Source organism: Kribbella sp. NPDC051718, from assembly GCF_040681515.1.
Taxonomy (GTDB): Bacteria; Actinomycetota; Actinomycetes; order Propionibacteriales; family Kribbellaceae; genus Kribbella.
Genome location: NZ_JBFAYZ010000003.1, coordinates 310,590 through 328,260 on the forward strand (window position 1 = coordinate 310,590; position 17,671 = coordinate 328,260).

General features: G+C 68.4%; 14 protein-coding genes. 10 read left to right on the forward strand and 4 right to left on the reverse strand.

The window, feature by feature from the left end:
- The first annotated feature begins 25 nt into the window (after positions 1 to 25).
- On the forward strand, positions 26 to 1,672 hold the full coding sequence (locus AB0M15_RS13075) for a Wzz/FepE/Etk N-terminal domain-containing protein (RefSeq protein WP_363817122.1): 1,647 nt from the start codon (positions 26 to 28) through the stop codon (positions 1,670 to 1,672).
- Between the two features lie 10 nt (positions 1,673 to 1,682).
- Positions 1,683 to 2,978, forward strand: a complete 1,296-nt coding sequence (locus AB0M15_RS13080; RefSeq protein WP_363817124.1) for an O-antigen ligase family protein — start codon at positions 1,683 to 1,685, stop codon at positions 2,976 to 2,978.
- An 11-nt stretch (positions 2,979 to 2,989) separates the two neighbouring features.
- Here AB0M15_RS13080 and AB0M15_RS13085 read toward each other — a convergent pair whose 3' ends face one another.
- The 3 genes from AB0M15_RS13085 to uxaC form a co-directional block, all read right to left on the reverse strand.
- Complete coding sequence (locus AB0M15_RS13085; protein WP_363817126.1) at positions 2,990 to 4,519, reverse strand: right-handed parallel beta-helix repeat-containing protein; 1,530 nt, start codon at positions 4,517 to 4,519, stop codon at positions 2,990 to 2,992.
- A 45-nt stretch (positions 4,520 to 4,564) separates the two neighbouring features.
- Complete coding sequence (locus AB0M15_RS13090) at positions 4,565 to 5,056, reverse strand: SRPBCC domain-containing protein (protein ID WP_363817128.1); 492 nt, start codon at positions 5,054 to 5,056, stop codon at positions 4,565 to 4,567.
- Between the two features lie 89 nt (positions 5,057 to 5,145).
- Complete coding sequence (uxaC, locus tag AB0M15_RS13095) at positions 5,146 to 6,552, reverse strand: glucuronate isomerase (protein ID WP_363817130.1); 1,407 nt, start codon at positions 6,550 to 6,552, stop codon at positions 5,146 to 5,148.
- Between the two features lie 187 nt (positions 6,553 to 6,739).
- Between uxaC and AB0M15_RS13100 the strand changes: the two genes are divergently transcribed.
- The 8 genes from AB0M15_RS13100 to AB0M15_RS13135 are packed head-to-tail and all read left to right on the forward strand — an operon-like array spanning position 6,740 to position 15,593.
- The gene (locus tag AB0M15_RS13100; RefSeq protein WP_363817132.1) at positions 6,740 to 7,756 is read left to right on the forward strand and encodes a LacI family DNA-binding transcriptional regulator; all 1,017 of its coding nucleotides are present in this window, start codon (positions 6,740 to 6,742) and stop codon (positions 7,754 to 7,756) included.
- Between the two features lie 16 nt (positions 7,757 to 7,772).
- Positions 7,773 to 8,978, forward strand: coding sequence for an extracellular solute-binding protein (locus tag AB0M15_RS13105; protein WP_363817134.1), 1,206 nt, complete (start codon positions 7,773 to 7,775; stop codon positions 8,976 to 8,978).
- Positions 8,975 to 10,084: an ABC transporter ATP-binding protein gene (locus AB0M15_RS13110; RefSeq protein WP_363817136.1), complete on the forward strand. Its 1,110-nt coding sequence runs from the start codon at positions 8,975 to 8,977 to the stop codon at positions 10,082 to 10,084. The genes AB0M15_RS13105 and AB0M15_RS13110 overlap by 4 nt, the downstream gene beginning before the upstream one ends.
- A complete protein-coding gene (locus tag AB0M15_RS13115) occupies positions 10,081 to 11,031 on the forward strand; it encodes a sugar ABC transporter permease (protein WP_363817138.1) in 951 nt (316 codons plus the stop codon). Before AB0M15_RS13110 ends, AB0M15_RS13115 begins: the two co-directional genes overlap by 4 nt.
- Entirely contained in the window at positions 11,028 to 11,873 is an 846-nt protein-coding gene (locus AB0M15_RS13120; protein ID WP_363817140.1) for an ABC transporter permease subunit, read from the forward strand. The genes AB0M15_RS13115 and AB0M15_RS13120 overlap by 4 nt, the downstream gene beginning before the upstream one ends.
- The gene (gene manD, locus AB0M15_RS13125) at positions 11,870 to 13,084 is read left to right on the forward strand and encodes a D-mannonate dehydratase ManD (RefSeq protein WP_363817142.1); all 1,215 of its coding nucleotides are present in this window, start codon (positions 11,870 to 11,872) and stop codon (positions 13,082 to 13,084) included. Before AB0M15_RS13120 ends, manD begins: the two co-directional genes overlap by 4 nt.
- Complete coding sequence (locus AB0M15_RS13130; protein WP_363817144.1) at positions 13,078 to 14,019, forward strand: sugar kinase; 942 nt, start codon at positions 13,078 to 13,080, stop codon at positions 14,017 to 14,019. The genes manD and AB0M15_RS13130 overlap by 7 nt, the downstream gene beginning before the upstream one ends.
- A complete protein-coding gene (locus tag AB0M15_RS13135; protein ID WP_363817146.1) occupies positions 14,016 to 15,593 on the forward strand; it encodes a mannitol dehydrogenase family protein in 1,578 nt (525 codons plus the stop codon). The genes AB0M15_RS13130 and AB0M15_RS13135 overlap by 4 nt, the downstream gene beginning before the upstream one ends.
- A gap of 88 nt (positions 15,594 to 15,681) precedes the next feature.
- On the opposite strand, the gene AB0M15_RS13140 is transcribed toward AB0M15_RS13135, so the two are convergent.
- Complete coding sequence (locus AB0M15_RS13140) at positions 15,682 to 17,394, reverse strand: right-handed parallel beta-helix repeat-containing protein (RefSeq protein WP_363817148.1); 1,713 nt, start codon at positions 17,392 to 17,394, stop codon at positions 15,682 to 15,684.
- Positions 17,395 to 17,671: the final 277 nt, after the last annotated feature.

A 17,671-nucleotide genomic window follows, 5' to 3' on the forward strand; every position in this document is an offset into this window, starting at 1 on the left:
AGGTTTGGGAAGTTGGGGGACCGGAATGGAACCGGGCACTGTCGTCTGGCGGGACACCGCGCAGTCACTGCTGAGGCACAAGTGGCTGATCATCGGATGTGTTCTGCTGGGAATCGGCGGCGCCGCCTTCTTCTCGCTGTCGCAGACCGTGCGCTGGACCGCCTCCAGCCAGGTCGTGATCGGCCCGGCCGTCCCGCCCGCACTGGTCGGCAATCTGCCCACCGGCACGGACAAGACCGGCCCGCTCGGGCTCGACCTGCCGGCCGAGACCCAGGCCCGGGTGATGGCCAGCCCGGCGATCCTGCGCGAGGTCGCCAAGTTCCTGCAGATGCCGACCACGGACGACTCGATCCAGTCGCTGGCCAGCGTGACCCGGGTGAAGGCGGTCACCGACAACGCCTACCTGATCACCATCGACGGCCCGACCGCCGAAGAGGCGGTACGCCGCGCCAACGCGATCGCGCAGATCTACCTCGCGCAGCGTAGCCGCGAGGCCAAGAACCTGCTGGTCACGCTGGCCAGCCAGGCCACCGACCGGGCGAAGACCGCGAACGCCCAGTCGAAGGCCCTCGTCACCCAGATCAACGAGGCGCAGGGGCGTGGCGACACGTCGGGCGCGAGTTCGCTGCGTGACCAACGCGTCGGTCTGGCCACCGAAGCCAGGCAGGCAGCCGACGAAGCGGCCGCGATGAACAAGGCGCTGACCGGCGTCGGCGCGAGCAGCACGCTCGTCACGCCGGCCACGGTGGACACCGCGTCGTCGTCACCCCTGGTAGCGCGCGACATCACCGTCGGCGCGATCCTCGGCCTGGTGCTCGGGTTCGGTCTGGCGCTGCTCAGCACGCACCTCAGCCCCTTCATCCTGACCCGCGACCAGGCGGCCCGCGCCGCCGGTGCGCCGGTCATCACCACGGCGATCGGCTTCCGGAAGTACCGGCTCGGTTTCCGTTTCCGGTTCTGGCTCCGGGCGACGCCGCAGTTGCCACCCGCGGAGACGATGGCGCTCGGGACCGAGGCGAGTGGCGCGCTGGCCCGGCGTGAGCTGAACCCCAAGGGCATCGGGGCGAGTGGCGCCGGTGCTCTGCTGGTCGTGTCCGCCTCGCCGAACAGCAACACGGCCGGGATCGCGCTGGCGATGGCCGAGGCGAGTGCGCGCGACGGTCGCGAGACGTTGCTGGTGCTCGCCGATCTGCGCAGTGCTCCGGTGCTCTCGCACGTGACCGACCACGAGGGCTTGAGCGATCTCGTCACGGAGCCGGCACCGACTCGCGCAGTACGGGCCCGCAAGATGTTCCGGCCTGGCACGGTGGCCGACCTCTACGTCCTGCCGCCGGGGCTGAGTCACGACGCGACAGCGCTCGCCGTCGCGCCGTCGCTGGTGCCAGGCATCGTGGCGGACCTGCCCCCGGGGTACTCGGTCGTCGTCCACGGGCAGGCCTCGGTCGGCCGGCACGGGATCACCCCGCTGGCCGCCGCCGTCGACGCGTCGGTCGTGGTGGTCCAGGTCGGTCAGGACAAGGAGACCGAACTGACCCGGCTCACCGCGGCCCTGAAGTTCGCGGGGGCGTCGGTGCTGGGCGTCGTACTGATCGGCGCTTCGAAGCACGACGAGACGCTGGGGATCCCGGCGAACTTCACCCCGGCCGAGACCTCCGCTCTGCCGCTGCGCTGATGGGGCTGGGATGACGCTGACGGCACCGCCCGTGCCGGGGACGATCGAAGAGTCGGACAGCACCAAGGCGAGCTGGCTCTGGATCGCCATGTGGTGCCTGCTGGTGCTCGGCGTGCAGCCGTGGTCCTCTCGTGCTGCGGCGCCGCAAGGGTCGACCGGGTCGACCAACAGCCTGATGAAGGGCGTGCTGCTCGGGGCGATCTTCCTGACCTGCCTGGCCGCGACGAAGCCGGGATTCCGGACTCGCTCGAGCCCGGCGACGACGATGTACGTCGTCTATGCGCTCTTCGCAACGGCGACCGCGTTCCTGCTGGCCGATCCGGGCGGGCCGCTGCTGCGGCTGGCGCGGCTGCTGATCGGTCTGGTTCTGCTGCTGATGCTGTGGCGGCCGCTGATCCGGGTGCCGGAGCGGTTGATCCGTGCGCATCTGGTCGCGCATCTGCTGCTGGCGCTCACGGTTGTGCTCAGTGTGATCTGGCGACCGACGGTGGCGTGGCGGCCGTTGACGTCTTTCGGTAGCGGGTACCGGCTGCAGGGCGTGCTGATCCCGATGCTGCCGCCGCGGGTCGGGGAGGTCGGCGCGCTCCTGCTGGGGCTGGCGATCGTCGCGTTCTTCGCGCGCAAGCTGGCGTTCGTGCCGGCCAGCGTCATGATCGGCCTCGGCCTCGTACTGGTCGCTGCCAGCCGGACCCGGACAGCCGCCGCGGCGATTGCCGTCGGTCTGGTGCTGGCACTGTTCCTGACCCGGAAGAGCTGGTTCGCGCGGATCGCCTCGATCTCCGTACCGGCCCTGATGGGGCTGGCGTTCCTGGTGATCCCGACCCTGCACAACTGGTTGCTGCGCGGGCAGGGGACCAAGCAGATCAGCTCGTTGAGCGGCCGGACCACGAGCTGGCACTACGTGATCGACGAAGAGGTCTCGCTGCAGACCGCCATCATCGGCCACGGCCTCGGCAACAAGCGCGTCCTGCTGCGCCGCGGTGAGGGCGACATCGACGTGATGGCGATCGACAACAGCTGGCTGAGCCTCTACTGGGAGACCGGCCTGCTGGCGGTCACCATCGTCGGAATCGCCTTCATCATCGCCTGGATCTCGGTCCTCCGAGCCCCCACGCCCTACGTCAAGGCCAGCGGCGCCCTACTGCTCGGCTACGTCTCGGTGGCATCCCTCAACGAGAGCGGCCTCTCCGACCTGAGCTCCATGACCCTCCACCTGCTGGTGGCAGCCGCAGTCTGCGACGCCGACCGAATGAGAGCCAAAGCCCATCCACCCCCACCCAAACCTCCCAAACCGCGCTGGGTCTGAGCGTCGAGTCGTCAGCTGGAGGTGCTGTCCTTGTCGAAGCCGGCGGACTGCCATTGCTCCCAGGTCATCGTCGCACCGCGGTAGGCGAACCGCTCGGACTGCCGATCGCCGATCCGGTAGGTGTTCCGGCTGAACCTGATCGCCCCGTCCGCGGCCGGTGACTCCTTGTTCTCGACGACGCCGGTGCTGGCCGTCTGCTCGTCCATGACGACCTGGTTCGCCTCGATCAGCACGTCCTTCAGCACGTACTGCCCGCGCGGACCGTCACCCCGCGTCCGCGACTGGATCGCGATCCCGTTGCGGTTGTCCTTGATCAGATTGCCCACCACTGTCACCCCGGCGGACGTGTTCACGTTGATCCCACCGCCGTCCCACAGGCTCGGCCCGGATCCCCGCCCGGTCCCGAACCCGTTGCCTTCGACAACATTCCCCGAGATCTCCGCCTGATAACTGATCTCGTACCGGATCCCATCGGCAGCGTTGTCCCGGATCCGGTTCCCGACGATCTTCCGGTCGTACTCCGCGATGTCGCTCCACATCCCGATCCCGCGGTTCGCCACGATGTCATTGCCCGACACCTCACCGGACGACCGCGTCGACTTGATCCCACCGGACTCCCAGTCGGCGATCCAGAAGCCGTCGGTGTTGTTGCGGGTGACCAGGTTCCCGGTCAGCGTCACGTCGGCCGAGTGGTACTGCCCGATCCCCAGCTGCCCGTTGTCGGCCACGGTGTTGCCGCTGACCGTCGCCCGGTCGCCCTCGATCACCATCACCCCGACCGCATGGTTCCAGCGCACCTCGTTGGCGAGCACCTTCCAGCCGGTACCAACCTCCAGAGCACCACCTTGCGGCAGACTCGCGAAGTGCTCGATCGTCAGCCCGCGAACCGTCACGTCCTGAGCGGACGCCTCGATCGCCGTCCGAGTCCGCGACATCTCCACGTCTTTCCCGGCCGGATCGTCAGCCAGGTAAAGCACATTGGCCTGGTAGTCGCCGTAGAAGGTGCCGGTTTTGAGCTCGTCGAGACTCATCACCCGCGTCAGATGCACGCGACCGACGAAGACCTGCTCGCCGAGCTGGCACGGGTTGGTCTTCTCGTCCTCGCACTTCCCCTTCAACTTGTACTGGGCGGGCAACACGTTCCGCGCCACCCAACGTCCGCCCTCGGGCTGCCATTGGCTCAGCTGCACCGACCCGGTCAGTACCGCGCCTTCGCTGCTGGCCAACGTCGATCCGTCCGCAGGCCGAATCGTCCGTGTGATCCGATGCAGCCCCTTGCCGAAGCAGAACGTCTTGGCGTCCGGATTCGCATCGATCACCTGCTGCGGATCTGTGGTTGCCGGAATCGCCACTCCGACGCACTTGGTGGCGGTTGCCGGCCCAGTCGGCCCGAGCTTGATGCTCGCAGCCGCCGGGGCCCCCGTCGGCAGCGCGACCGTCGGCTCAGCCGGGTCGGGTGACGCCGCCTTGTCGTCCGTACAGCCGGCTAACAAAAAGACGGCCAGCACGACACCGCTCGCCGACGTGAACCCGCGTCCCATCAATTCCCCCACACAGCCGACCCCAGAAGTTGCCCAACTATAGGTTCACCACGGATCGGGCAGTCCCTCACCCGTGGTGATCAAGCTGCGCAGACTCCCGTTGACGTAGTGCCGCCATGCCGTCGAGCACGCGCCGAAGCACTCGACGTCGGGGACCAGCCCGACGTGGGTGAACCGCAGCTCCGTACCCGCGGCGCGCACGTGCTCGGCATCGCTCCCCGCATCGCCCACGTGCTCGGGATCGCTGCCGGCTGCAGCGATGTCGAACACGATCTGGCTTCCGGTCCACTCGCTTGGCTCCGAGACGAACGCCAGCCTGCTGTCTACGACCTGCCACACCACCCGCCGACCTGGCTCGAGCTCGCTCACGCGCTGCAGGCTGTAGTGCTGGGGAAGGTGCCGGTAGGCGAACTCGCCGCCGACCTCGTCCGCCCGCCCCTCGATCTCACCGGTCCACCAGGCGCTGACGTTCAGGACGGCGGCGTAGACCTCCTCCGCGGATTGCTCAACGGTGAAGGACGTCGAATAGTCGGACATGCTGATCTCCTCTTCTGCAACAATCGGTTGCACGAGAGTAATCAGCCGGGGCGAGATATGCAACCATCGATTGCAGATCGTCCGGCGAGTCAGCGCAGGTAGGTGGTCCGGGCGAGGTTGTAGGCGAGGTCTTGGGCCAGCTGGAAGGCGTCGTCTTCCTCCAGGCGGTGCTGGACGACGAGGTCGGCCAGGTAGCCGGCGTCGATCCGGCGAGCCAGGTCGTGGCGGGCGGGGATGGAGAGGAAGGCGCGGGTGTCGTCGACGAAGCCGGAGGTGTTGTAGAAGCCGGCCGTCTCGGTCACCAGTTCACGGAAGCGCCGCATGCCGTCGGGGCTGTCGAGGAACCACCAAGGTGCTCCCAGCCGCACCGATGGGTAGACACCGGCGATCGGCGCGAGCTCCCGCGAGTAGGCCGTCTCGTCGACGGTGAACAGCACCAGCCGGAACCCTTCGGCATGCCCGAACCGCTCCAGCAGCGGCCGCAGCGACCTGGTGAACTCGGTGGCCACCGGGATGTCATGCCCTTGGTCCGGCCCGTGCGTCTGATGGATCCCCGAGTGATGATCGCGCAGTACGCCGGGGTGGAGTTGCATCACCAGCCCGTCGTCAGCCGACATCGCCGCCATCTGGAACAACATGTGCCCGGCGAACGCGGCCGCATCCTCCGCCGCAACCTCACCCCGCAACGCCGACTCGTAGATCCGTGCGGCCACTGTTTCGTCGAGTGGTGTCGCAGCCGCACTCAAGTGGCCGTGGTCCGTCGCCAGCGCTCCAGCCGCGAGGAACGCCTGTCGCCGTTGCCGCAGTGCGTCCAGATATCCGGCATATGACGCAGTGTCGATCCCGGACCGTACGCCGAGGTCGCGCACGAGCTCACTCCAGCCGGGACGGTCGAGGTGGACGACTGCGTCTGGGCGGAAGGTGGGGATCACCCGACCTGGGAGCTCGGCGGCGAGCTCGGCGTGGTGGGCCAGATCGTCGGTCGCCGCGTCGGTGGTGGCGATGACCTCGATCCTGAAGCGATCGAGCAAGGCTCGCGGCCGGAACTCCGGCTCGGCCAGCCGGGCCGAGATCTCGTCGTACAGCTCATCGGCGGTCTCGGCCGACGGTGCGACCTTCAATCCGAGCACCTCGGCGAACTCGTGTTCCAGCCAGTACCGGCTCGGAGTGCCGAGGAACAGGTGCCAGTGCGCGCAGAACTCACGCCAGATGTCGCGTGGCTCCGCGGTCTTCACGCCGTCGCGGCGCGGCAGTCCGAGCCGGTCGGGGGAGACGCCTTGGGAGACCAGCATCCGGGTGACGTAGTGATCCGGCACCACCAGCAGATCGGCCGGATTGCCGAACGCCTCGTCGGTCGCGAAGAGGCCGGCGTCGACGTGCCCGTGGAAGCAGAGCAGTGGCAGGTCCTTCGTGGACGCGTGGATCCGGCGCGCCATGTCACGCGCCTCGCCGGCCGGCAGAGCGCGGTCCGGATGAGGCTGCAGAGCCTTCGGCATGGGTCCTCCGTGGGGTCGGGCTGCAACGGCTGCTGAAAAGGATTGCAGCCCCGTCAGCGTCACACAAGTCCAGCAAATTAAGGAAATCCGGCGAGTCGTCCACAGCTCGCCGATGACGTCTTGACACAGGATTGCAAACGGTTGCAGACTCGCTCCACGACCAGGCCCGACAACCCGGAGGTGGGAGATGGCAGCGACCATTCGCGACGTCGCCCGGCTTGCGGGTGTGTCCGCCTCGACGGTCTCCCGCGCGCTTTCCATGCCCGGTGTGGTGAACGCGACCACCCGGGCCCGGGTGCAGGCCGCGGCCGAGCAGTTGGGCTACGCGCCCAACAAGGCCGCCCGAGGCCTGATCACCGGCCGGACCGGCAATATCGGCCTGGTCGTCCCCGACCTGGCCAACCCGTTCTTCCCGAGCGTGGTGAAGGGCGTCCAGGCTCGCGCCCGGATGCACGACGTGGCGGTCTTCCTGGCCGACACCGACGAGGACGCGGCGGCCGAGGTCGGCCTGGTGCAGGCACTGGCCAAGCAGGTCGACGGGCTGATCCTGTGCTCGCCACGAGCCGACGAGGAAGAGCTCGCCGAAATCGCGGCCGATACGAACGTCGTGCTGGTCAACCGGCTGGTCGAAGGCGTCCCGGCCGTCACCTTCGACAACGAGGGCGGGATGCGGCAGGCGGTCGCGCATCTGGTCGCGCTCGGGCACCGCAGGATCGCCTGGGTCGGCGGACCGAAGACGTCCTGGTCCAGCGCCCACCGCAGCATCGGTCTGTTCGCCGCGGCGCACGACCACGGGGTGCAGCTGGTCGACGTCGGCCACTTCGCCCCGACCTACGAGGGAGGTATGGCCGCGGCCGACCAGGCGGTCGCCAGTGGTGCGACCGCGGTCGTGGCCTACAACGACCTGGTCGCGATCGGGCTGCTGGCCCGGTTGCATGCACGGGGGATCACGGTGCCCGACGACCTGAGCGTGGTCGGCATCGACGACATCGCCATGTCCAGGATGTCCCGGCCGGCGCTGACCACGGTGCGGCTGCCCAAACAGCGGGCGGGTGAGATCGCCGTCGAGCTGCTGCTGGCGATGATCGACGACCCCGATCCGGACACCATCATCGGCACCCGTGGCACGTTGCACGGCGAGCTGATGGTGCGGGACTCCACCGGCCTCGCGGCCGACCGGACCTCCGACCCCGCACGACCCTGATCCAGAGGAGATTCCGATGCGCCCCTACCGGACAATCGCCGCCGCCAGCGCCCTCGCCCTGCTGGCAGCCTGTGGAGCCCCGACCGCCGGCAAGCCTGCCGCCGACACCACCGGCGACGTGCCGGACAAACCCGCCAAGGCAGTCAGCCTCAACATCCTCGACGTGGCCGGCGATCTGCAACTCACCCAGGGCATGATCGACGAGTTCGTCAAACAGCACTCCGACGTGATCTCGAAGGTCACCTACTCCAAGGCGCCCGCCCCCGAGCTGTCCGGCAAGATCAAGGCCCAGCAGAACGCGAACCGGGTCGACATCGACCTGGTCCTGACCGGCACCGACGGCCTGTCGGCCGGCACCCAGCAAGGCCTGTGGAACGACCTGCTCCCGAAGTACGCGGATCGCCTGCCTGGGATGAAGGACTACCTGCCACCCGCGCAGAAGATGCAGGAGCTGGCGGGCAACAGCGGCGTCACCGTCACCTACTACCCGTCCGGCCCGCTGCTCGAGTACCTGCCGGCCAAGGTGGCGAAGCCGCCGGCGAACGCGGACGAGCTGCTCGCCTATGCCAAGGCCAACAAGGGCAAAGTGATGTACGCGCGGCCCGCGAACTCCGGACCGGGCCGCACCTTCCTGATGGGGCTGCCCTACATCCTGGGTGACAAGGACCCGAAGGATCCGGTCAACGGCTGGGACAAGACCTGGGCCTACCTCAAGGAGCTCAACCAGTACGTCGACTACTACCCGTCGGGCACCGCCGACACGATGAAGGCGCTGGCCAACGGCTCGTCGAACATCATCGTCAGCACCACCGGCTGGGACATCAACCCGCGGGTGCTCGGGACGGTGCCGAAGGAAGCCGCGATCACCACGCTCAAGGGCTTCCACTGGGTCACGGACGCGCACTACGCCGTCGTGCCGAAGGGTGTCTCGACCGACAAGCAGGCCGCGATCCTGCAGCTGCTGCAGTTCATTCTCACCCCGGAGCAGCAGGCCAAGGCGTACGACAAGGGCTACTTCTACCCGGGCCCCGCGATCAAGGGCGTCGAGCTTTCGCAGGCTCCGCAGGAGAGCCAGGACGCGATCAGGGACTACGGCCGCGCGGAGTACGACAAGCTGATCGCGGACAACCCGACCGAGGTGCCGCTGGACGCGAAGAGCCTGGTCGCCGCCTTCGACAAATGGGACCGCGAAGTCGGTGGCAGCAAGGTGAAGAGCTCGTGACCGGATTCGACCGGCTCAGGCTCGACGGCGTCGGCCGCAGATTCGGTACCGCGGACGCGCTCGCCGACCTGGACCTGACCATCGAGCGGGGCGAGTTCATCGCCCTGCTCGGGCCGTCCGGGTGCGGCAAGTCGACCGCGTTGAACTGCCTGGCCGGCCTGCTGCCGTTGACCGCCGGCAGCATCTGGCAGGACGACCAGCGGATCGACACGCTGCCGCCGGAGAAGCGCGGCTTCGGCATGGTCTTCCAGAACTACGCGCTCTTCCCGCACCTGACGGTCCGCGACAACATCGCCTTCGGCCTGCGGATGCGCCGGCTGCCGAAGGACGAGGTCCGCCGCCGGACCGAGGCGGCGATCGAGATGGTCCGGCTGGCCGAGCACGCGAGCAAGCTGCCCGGCCAGCTGTCCGGTGGTCAGCAGCAGCGGGTGGCGATCGCGCGCGCGACGGTGCTCGAGCCGTCGCTGGTGCTGATGGACGAGCCGCTCAGCAACCTCGATGCCAAGCTCCGGCTGGAGATGCGCACCGAGATCCGCCGGCTGCACCAGTCGCTGGGCCTGACGACTGTCTATGTCACGCACGACCAGGAAGAGGCGCTCAGCATGGCCGACCGCCTGGTCGTGATGCGACTCGGCCGGGTGCAGCAGATCGGTACGCCGGAGGAGGTCCACACCAAGCCGGCCACCTGGCACGTCGCCGACTTCATGGGCTACCGGAATCTCCTGCCGGTGCCGGTCACCCGGGTCGAGGGCGATGCCGTGACCGTGCCACTCGGCGAGACCACGGTGAACGGTGTTGCCCAGGGTGAGGTGAAGGCCGGGGACGAGGTCGTCGCGGCGGTCCGGCCGGAGGACGTCCGGTTGGGCAGTGCGGATGTCGCCGGGCTGAAGGGCCGGATCGAGGTCGTCGAGTACCAAGGCCGCGAGCTGGCCGTGGAGGTCGCCTTACCGGGTGGTGTCCGCCTGCATGCGCGCACCGATCGCAAGGTCGAGGCGGGCGAGCACGTCGCCATCACGATCACGCCCGGACGGCTCCTGGTGTACCCGTCCGGAGACTCGGCCGACCGCCCGGCGGTCGAGCTGGCGACGGCAGGCCTGGCGGTATGAGCACCACCACGAGCACCGGCATGAGCTCAGGCACAAGCTCGACCACGAGCAGCACCACGGGATCCGGGCCGACGCTGAACTGGCGGCATCGGCTGGCCGAACGCGGCGTCGACCGCAAGCTCTGGCTGTTGCTGCCGGCAACGGTCTTCGTGCTGGTGCTCTTCATCTACCCGTTCCTCTACGGCCTGAGCCTGTCGTTCCAGCCGATGAACGGCGGCGGCGTGCTGGCCAACTACAGCAAGTTCTTCAGCGACGCCTACCAGCGCGACACGATCGCCACCACGCTGAAGATCGCGTTGCCCGCCGCGTTGCTGAACGTGCTGGCCGCGGTGCCGATCGCGTTCCGGATGCGTGGCCGGTTCCGGGGCAAGCGGCTGATGACGACGCTGCTCGTCGTGCCGATCACCCTCGGCACGGTGCTGACCGCCCAGGGCCTGCTGAACTTCCTCGGCCCGACCGGCTGGTTCAACCGGCTGCTGATGGGCCTCCAGCTCACCGACGGTCCGGTGCGGCTGACGAACAACTACTGGGGTGTGTTCTTCAGCCTCATCATCACCGGGTTCCCGTTCGCGTTCCTGCTCGTGCTGTCCTACCTGAGCGGCATCGACCCGACGCTCGAGCGTGCGGCTGCGACGCTGGGCGCCTCCCGGTCTCAACGCTTCCGCCGGATCACGCTGCCGTTGCTCGCTCCGGGCCTGGCCACGACTTTCCTGCTGACCTTCGTGCTCGCGTTCTCGGTCTTCCCGTCGGCGGTCCTGGTCGGCAATCCGGCCGGTTCCACCCGGGTGATCTCGCTCGCCGCGTACCAGGCGGCCTACGAGCAGTACGACTACTCCTACGCCTCCGCGATCGCGATGATCATGGGCGCGGTCGAGCTCGTCGTGGTGGCGGTCGTGCTGGTCTGGCGAGCCCGCCTCTACACCGGATCGACCGGAGGCAAGGGATGAGCACAGTGCGGCGCCGTGTGGTCAGAGGGACTCCTACCGCCTGGGTGATCTGGGCTGTCGTCGCCTTCTTCTTCGTCAATCTGGCCGGTGTCGTCGGGTCCGTGCTGGTCAGTTCGTTCGGACGGCGGTGGTTCGACACCTGGATGCCGAGCGGCTTCACCACCGACTGGTACGGCGATGCCTGGCGCGAGTTCGGTCTCTTCCACGTCATCACCGTCACGCTGATCGCCTCGGCGCTCGTGGTCGTCCTCTCGGTCCTCATCGGTGCACCCGCGGCCTACGTGCTGGCCCGGCAGAACTTCCCGGGCAAGCGGCTGGTCTACCTGACCTTCCTGCTGCCGATCCTGATGCCGCCGATCACCTACGGCATCCCGCTCGCGACGGTCCTCTACAAGTTCGGCTTCGCCGGGCACCTGTCCGGTGTCGTGCTGGCGAACCTGGTGCCCTCGGTGCCGTTCGTGATCCTCACGATGACGCCGTTCATCGAGCAGGTCGATCCCCGGATCGAGAGCGCGGCCCGGATGCTCGGTGCCGGCACCCGCGCGATCTTCCTGAAGATCCTCACGCCGCTGCTCGTGCCCGGCCTGCTCGCCTCGGCGATTCTCGTGCTCGTCCGCACGGTCGGGATGTTCGAGCTGACCTTCCTCACCGCCGGACCTGACTCGCAGACGCTGGTCGTCGCGCTCTACTACTCGATGTCCGCGGCCGGGATTCGCGCGCAGCAGTCGGTGGACGCGATGGCGATCATCTACACCTCGATGATGCTGGTGCTGCTCGTCGTCGCGCTGCGCTTCGTCAACCCGACCCAGCTGGTCGCCCGGGTGAAGGAGGAGCCCGAATGAGGATCACCGCAGCCCGGGTCGTCGTCACTAGTCCAGGACGCAACTTCGTCACGCTGAAGATCGAGACCGACGAAGGCGTCTACGGGATCGGCGACGGCACGCTCAACGGCCGTGAGCTCGCCGTCGCGTCGTACCTGAACGACCACGTGATCCCGCTGCTGATCGGGCGCGACCCGGCCCGGATCGAGGACACCTGGCAGTACCTGTACCAGGGTGCGTACTGGCGCCGCGGCCCGATCACGATGTCGGCCATCGCCGCGGTCGACACCGCGTTGTGGGACATCAAGGGCAAGGTGGCCGGCCTCCCGGTCTACCAACTGCTCGGCGGCCGCAGCCGCGACGGCGTCACGGTGTACGGCCACGCCAGCGCGGAGACGACGGAGGACTTGCTGAAGGAGGTCAGCCGCTACGTCGACCTCGGCTACAAGGCCGTCCGGATCCAGACCGGCATCCCCGGCCTCGCCTCGACGTACGGGGTCGGCACGGCCGGTGCGACGTACGAGCCTGCGAACGCCTCGCTGGAGTTGCCCGCCGAGAGCGTGTGGTCGACCGAGAAGTACCTGGATCATCTGCCGTCGGTGTTCCGCGCGGTTCGGGCGGAGTTCGGCCCGACGCTCCGGTTGCTGCATGACGTGCACCATCGGCTCACTCCGATCGAGGCGGCACGGTTGGGCAAGAGCCTCGAGCCGTACGCGCCCTACTGGATCGAGGATCCGGTGCGGGCGGAGCTGCAGGAGGGGTTCCGGCTCATTCGGCAGCACACGACGACCCCGATCGCCGTGGGTGAGGTGTTCAACAGCATCTGGGACTGCCAGCAGCTGATTCAGGAGCAGTTGATCGACTTCATCCGGACGACCGTCGTCCACGCGGGCGGCATCACGCATCTGCGGCGGATCTTCGACCTGGCCGCGCTGCATCACGTTCGCAGCGGTTCGCACGGCGCGACCGATCTCTCACCGGTCTGCCTCGCGGCCGCGCTGCAGCTCGACATCTCGATTCCGAACTTCGGTCTGCAGGAGTACATGCCGCACTCGGCGGAGACCGACGCGGTGTTCCCGCACAGCTACAGCTTCGCGGCCGGCTACCTGCAACCCAGTGAGCAGCCGGGGCTCGGCGTGGATCTCGACGAAGAGGCCGCGGCCGGCTACCCGTATCGCCTGGCCTACTTGCCGGTGAACCGCCTGGAGGATGGAACGGTGCACGCATGGTGATCCCGGACGTACTGGTGATCGGCGAGATCCTGGTCGAGTTGAGCTCCACCGAGCCGCTCGACGCCGGGACCGCGCTGACCCTCAACTTCTCCGGGGACGCGCTCAACTCGGCCGCCGCCGCTGCCGCGGCGGGAGCGCATACGGCGCTGCTCGCCCGGGTGCCGGACGACGAGCTGGGCGATCGGCTGCTCGAGCGAGTGGTTGCTCTGGGCATCGATACCTCGCAGGTACTTCGAGTGCCGGGACAACACGGGCTCTACCTGCAGCACGCCGACCCGTCGGGGGCGCGGGAGTTCACCTATGTACGCCGGGGGAGCGCCGGTTCCGGATTGGGGCCGGGTGACGTACCGCTCGACCTGGTCGCGAAGACCGGCGCGGTGCTGGCGAGCGGGATCGCGTGCGCCATCTCCCCGCTGTCGGCGAAGGCGGTGCGGGTTGCGGCCTCCACCTCACGATGCTTCGTCTACGACCCCAACTGGCGACCGCGCTTGGTGAGTGCCGCGGGAGCGGGTGATCACCTGCGGGCGCTCGCGCAGTACACGCGCCTGGTCACCCCTGGCTGGCCGCACGAGGCACAGCTCGTCACCGATGCGACTGACCCGGTCGCGGCTTGCGCTGCGATCAGAGCGCTCGGGGTGGACGCAGTCGCGCTGACTCGCGGCGCCGATGGTGTGCTGCTGGATGATGGCGGCCGCATTGTGGAGGTGCCGGTCATCCCGGCGCCAGTGGTCGTCGACCAGACCGGTGCGGGGGACTCGTTCGCGGGCACGGTGACTGCGCGGCTCGCGCTCGGCGATGCGTTGGAGGAGGCAGTTCGGCTCGGTGTCGCAGCCTCCTCGCTATCGGTGAGTGGACTCGGTGGTACCGGCCATGTCGCCACCCTCGAGGAGACCCGGGCGCACGCAGCCAACGGAACAGCGGAGGTATCTGCATGACTGCCCGACTCAGCCTGACAACTCTGCCGGCCGCCCTGCGGCCCATTGTGGAGCCGAGCAAGGTTGGCATCGTCCATCTGGGACTGGGCGCGTTCCATCGGGCGCACCAGGCGGTCTTCACCGAGGAGGCGGCGATCCTCACGGGCGAGACCGGTTGGGGGATCAGCGGCATCAGCCAGCGGTCGGCGGCCGTGCGCGAGCAGCTCGCCCCACAGGACGGCCTGTACTCCGTACTGACGCGTGGGTCGGGCGATCCTGGGATCCGGGTGATCGGGAGCATCCGCGAGGTGCTGACGGCGCCGGAGGATCCGGAGGCGGTGGTTGCCCGGATCGGGGATCCGGCCGTCGCGGCGGTGACGTTGACGGTCACCGAGAAGGGGTATCGAGCGGCGGTCCAAGGCGGGCTTGATCTGACGGACCCGGAGATCCAGGCGGATCTGGCCGGGCGGCCACCGAGGACTGTGGTGGGTCAGCTGGCGGCTGGGTTGGTGCGGCGTGCCGAGACCGGAGCCGGACCGCTGACCGTGCTGTCCTGCGACAACTTGGTAGCCAACGGCCCCTTCCTCCGCCGGCTGATGGAGGACTACGCCGCCGCCTTGGCGGGCAGCTCGCCACCCAGCTCCGCGGGCGTCGCGTCGGGCGGCGCCGGTCGCATCCGGCTGGATGCCAAGGTGCTGGCGGAGCAGCTGGAGGTTGCTCGGTTTCCGGCGAGCATGGTGGATCGGATTGTGCCGGCGACGACCGATGCCGATCGGGAAGAGGCTGCGGGGCTGCTCGGAGTGCGGGATGAGGCTGTGGTTGTCGCGGAGCCGTTCCTGCAGTGGGTGATCGAGGACGACTTCGCGGGGCCGCGGCCGGGGTGGGAGAAGGCAGGCGCGATCCTCACGGGCGATGTCGCGCCCTGGGAGCAGGCGAAGCTGCGGATGCTCAACGCGACGCACTCGATGCTCGCGTATCTGGGTGCGCTGCGCGGGTACGAGACGATCGCCGAGGCGGTGCGCGACGAGCAGTTGGCAGGGCTCGCCACTGAGCTGATGACAAAAGATGTGATCCCGACGCTGACGCCGCCGGAGGGGCTCGATCTCAAGGCGTACGGGCAGAGTGTGTTGGAGCGCTTCGCGAATCCCGCGCTGAAGCACCGTACGGCGCAGGTCGCGATGGACGGTTCGGTCAAACTGCCCGTCCGGCTGCTCGGCACCATCCGCGATCGCCTCGCCGCCAACGCCGAGCCCCGGCTGGCCGGCCTCGCGGTCGCCGCGTGGATGGTCTACGTCGCCGGGGGAGTAGATGCCAAGGGCAACGTCCTGAAGCTCGACGACCCGCAAGCAGGCAAACTTCAAGCAACCCTGGCCGATGCCGGCATCACCCCAGGACACCGATCACGCGGAGGCGGCACCTCGCTCGCCCGCCCTGCGGGCGCTCCCGCCGAGGCCGGCGGCATCGCTCTCGGCGCCACCCCGGCTTCTGTCGTCGACGCATTGCTGGGGGTCGAGTCGATCTTCGGCGCGGATCTCCGGGACAACACGGTGTTTCGGGAGTTGCTGATCGATCAGGTGGGAAGTCTGACCAGGTAAAAGGGGAGCGGCCGCCGCGAGATGCTGCTCGCGGCGGCCGCCACCTGTAGCCCGGCAACCCCTGGGAGAAGCAGCCGGACGCTCAGGGTCAGCCAGTGGTGAACTGGCTGTCGGTGTCCAGACCCGCCGCCTTCCACTCCGCGGCGCTGAACCATTGGCCGAACTTCTGGAAGCGGTCGGCCGTCAGGCTGTCCAGGATGTAGGTGTTGCCCTTCAGCAGCACCTCGCCGGTGGGGATCGCGGCGCCCGAGTTCTGCACCATTCCGGTCGAGGTGGTACCGCCGCGCATCGTCACCTTGTTGCCGGTGACGGTCACGTCGCGCAGCACGTTCAGCCCCCACGGGCCGTTGCCGCGGGTCCGGGACTGGATCGAGATGCCGTTCACGTTGCCGCTGACGGTGTTGTTGCGGACCACCACGTTCGTCGACGTGTTCACGTTGATCCCGCCACCGTCCCACAGCGACCGGCCCGAACCGCGCCCGGTGCCGAGCCCGTTGCCGGTGATCACGTTGTCCTCGATCACCCCGTTGCGGCCGATCTCGTAGCGGATCCCGTCCGCCGCGTTGTCGATGATCTGGTTGCCGCTGAACACCCGGCCGTCGTCGTACGCGTCGCTCCACAGCCCGACGCCGCGGTTCTCCTTGATCAGGTTGCCGCTGACGGCACCGTTGGTCGACCAGGTGGTCTTGATGCCACCGGACTCCCAGTCGGCGATCCAGAACCCGTCGGTGTTGTTGCCGCTCACCTCGTTGCCGACGATCCGGCCGTTGGTGGTGCTGTACTGCCCGACGCCGAGCTGTCCGTTGGACCGGATCAGGTTCTTGTCCAGCACCGCGCCGTCCGCGTTGACGAGCATCGCGCCGACCGCGTGGTTCCAGCGGATGTCGTTGGCGTACACCCGCCAGCCGCTGGCCAGTACGACGGCGCCCGACTGCGGCGTCGAGGCGAAGTGCTCGACGGTCAGTCCGACGACGGCGACGTTGGTCGCGCCCGACTGGATCGCGGTCGGCGTCTTGGACATCTCCACCGACTGACCCGACGGGTTGTCGCCCAGGTAGACGGCGTTGCCCGCGTAGTCGGCGTAGAAGGTGCCGGGCGCAACCTTGTCGCGGGTCTTCACCCGGGTCAGGTGCTTGCCGTTCAGGAAGAGCTGCTCGCGCAGGTAGCAGATGTTGGCGACGTTGTCCTCACACTGCCCGGACATCCCGTACGCCGCGGGCAGCACGCCTCGCGTCACCCAGTCGCCGTTGTCGGCGGCCCAGTTGGTCAGCGGGATCGACCCGGTCAGTACGGCGCCCTGGTCGCTGGCCAGCGTCGAGTTCGCCTTCGGCTGCAGCGTGCGGTTGATCCGGTGCAGACCGGCCGAGAAGCAGAACGTCGTACCGGTCGGGGCCTTGTCGATCACGTCGGCCGCGTTCTGGTCGGTACCGATCGTGGTGCCCTTGCACGCCGGGGCCAGCGACGGGCCGGCCGGGAACGCGCCAGGCGGCAGCGTGGTGGTCGGCGGCGCGGTCGGTGTCTGGGTCGGCGTGGCGGTGGGCTTCGTGCTGGTCGGGGTGGCCGTCGGTGTCGGCGTGGCCGAAGTGGTGGTGGGAGTCGGGGTGGGCGTGGTGGGCACGCTGGCGGTCGGGCTCGGGGTATGTCGGGGCGGCCACGGTTTGTGCGGCCGGTCGCCCGGCAGCACGCCGGACTTGTCCTGGCCGAAAGCGGACGCCATGTTGGTGCGCGTCCCGGCCACGATCCCCGTCAAGGCGACCGCACCGGCTGCCGCGACGCAGATGATGGTCACTGACTTCTTCACTGACGACCCTCCGGGGGTTGGGTACCTATTTCTGCACCCCCCTGGTGCGGCCTTCCCCAGAAGACTACTACTAGCGGTAGTCGTGGCAATACGCAAATGGTTGCGCGTGCCCCCCATGCCGACCAGGCCTCCCCGCACGCAGGGAAATCGGCATTCTTCCGAGTCAGTTGCCCCAGGCGTGTTTCCACACTGTTGCTGGGTGCATCAATTGCGCTCTGTCATCGAAAACTGCGCTCCGTGATGCTTGCCCGGGGCATCGGGCTCGGGAGTGTCGTGC

Excerpts from the sequence above, each read along its gene's own strand:
- uxaC (WP_363817130.1), bottom strand. The coding sequence starts at position 6,552 with ATGCCGAAGGCTCTGCAGCCTCATCCGGACCGCGCTCTGCCGGCCGGC.
- AB0M15_RS13100 (WP_363817132.1), top strand. The coding sequence starts at position 6,740 with ATGGCAGCGACCATTCGCGACGTCGCCCGGCTTGCGGGTGTGTCCGCC.
- AB0M15_RS13130 (WP_363817144.1), top strand. The coding sequence starts at position 13,078 with ATGGTGATCCCGGACGTACTGGTGATCGGCGAGATCCTGGTCGAGTTG.
- manD (WP_363817142.1), top strand. The coding sequence starts at position 11,870 with ATGAGGATCACCGCAGCCCGGGTCGTCGTCACTAGTCCAGGACGCAAC.
- AB0M15_RS13085 (WP_363817126.1), bottom strand. The coding sequence starts at position 4,519 with ATGGGACGCGGGTTCACGTCGGCGAGCGGTGTCGTGCTGGCCGTCTTT.
- AB0M15_RS13135 (WP_363817146.1), top strand. The coding sequence starts at position 14,016 with ATGACTGCCCGACTCAGCCTGACAACTCTGCCGGCCGCCCTGCGGCCC.
- AB0M15_RS13080 (WP_363817124.1), top strand. The coding sequence starts at position 1,683 with ATGACGCTGACGGCACCGCCCGTGCCGGGGACGATCGAAGAGTCGGAC.
- AB0M15_RS13075 (WP_363817122.1), top strand. The coding sequence starts at position 26 with ATGGAACCGGGCACTGTCGTCTGGCGGGACACCGCGCAGTCACTGCTG.
- AB0M15_RS13090 (WP_363817128.1), bottom strand. The coding sequence starts at position 5,056 with ATGTCCGACTATTCGACGTCCTTCACCGTTGAGCAATCCGCGGAGGAG.
- AB0M15_RS13105 (WP_363817134.1), top strand. The coding sequence starts at position 7,773 with ATGCGCCCCTACCGGACAATCGCCGCCGCCAGCGCCCTCGCCCTGCTG.
- AB0M15_RS13115 (WP_363817138.1), top strand. The coding sequence starts at position 10,081 with ATGAGCACCACCACGAGCACCGGCATGAGCTCAGGCACAAGCTCGACC.
- AB0M15_RS13120 (WP_363817140.1), top strand. The coding sequence starts at position 11,028 with ATGAGCACAGTGCGGCGCCGTGTGGTCAGAGGGACTCCTACCGCCTGG.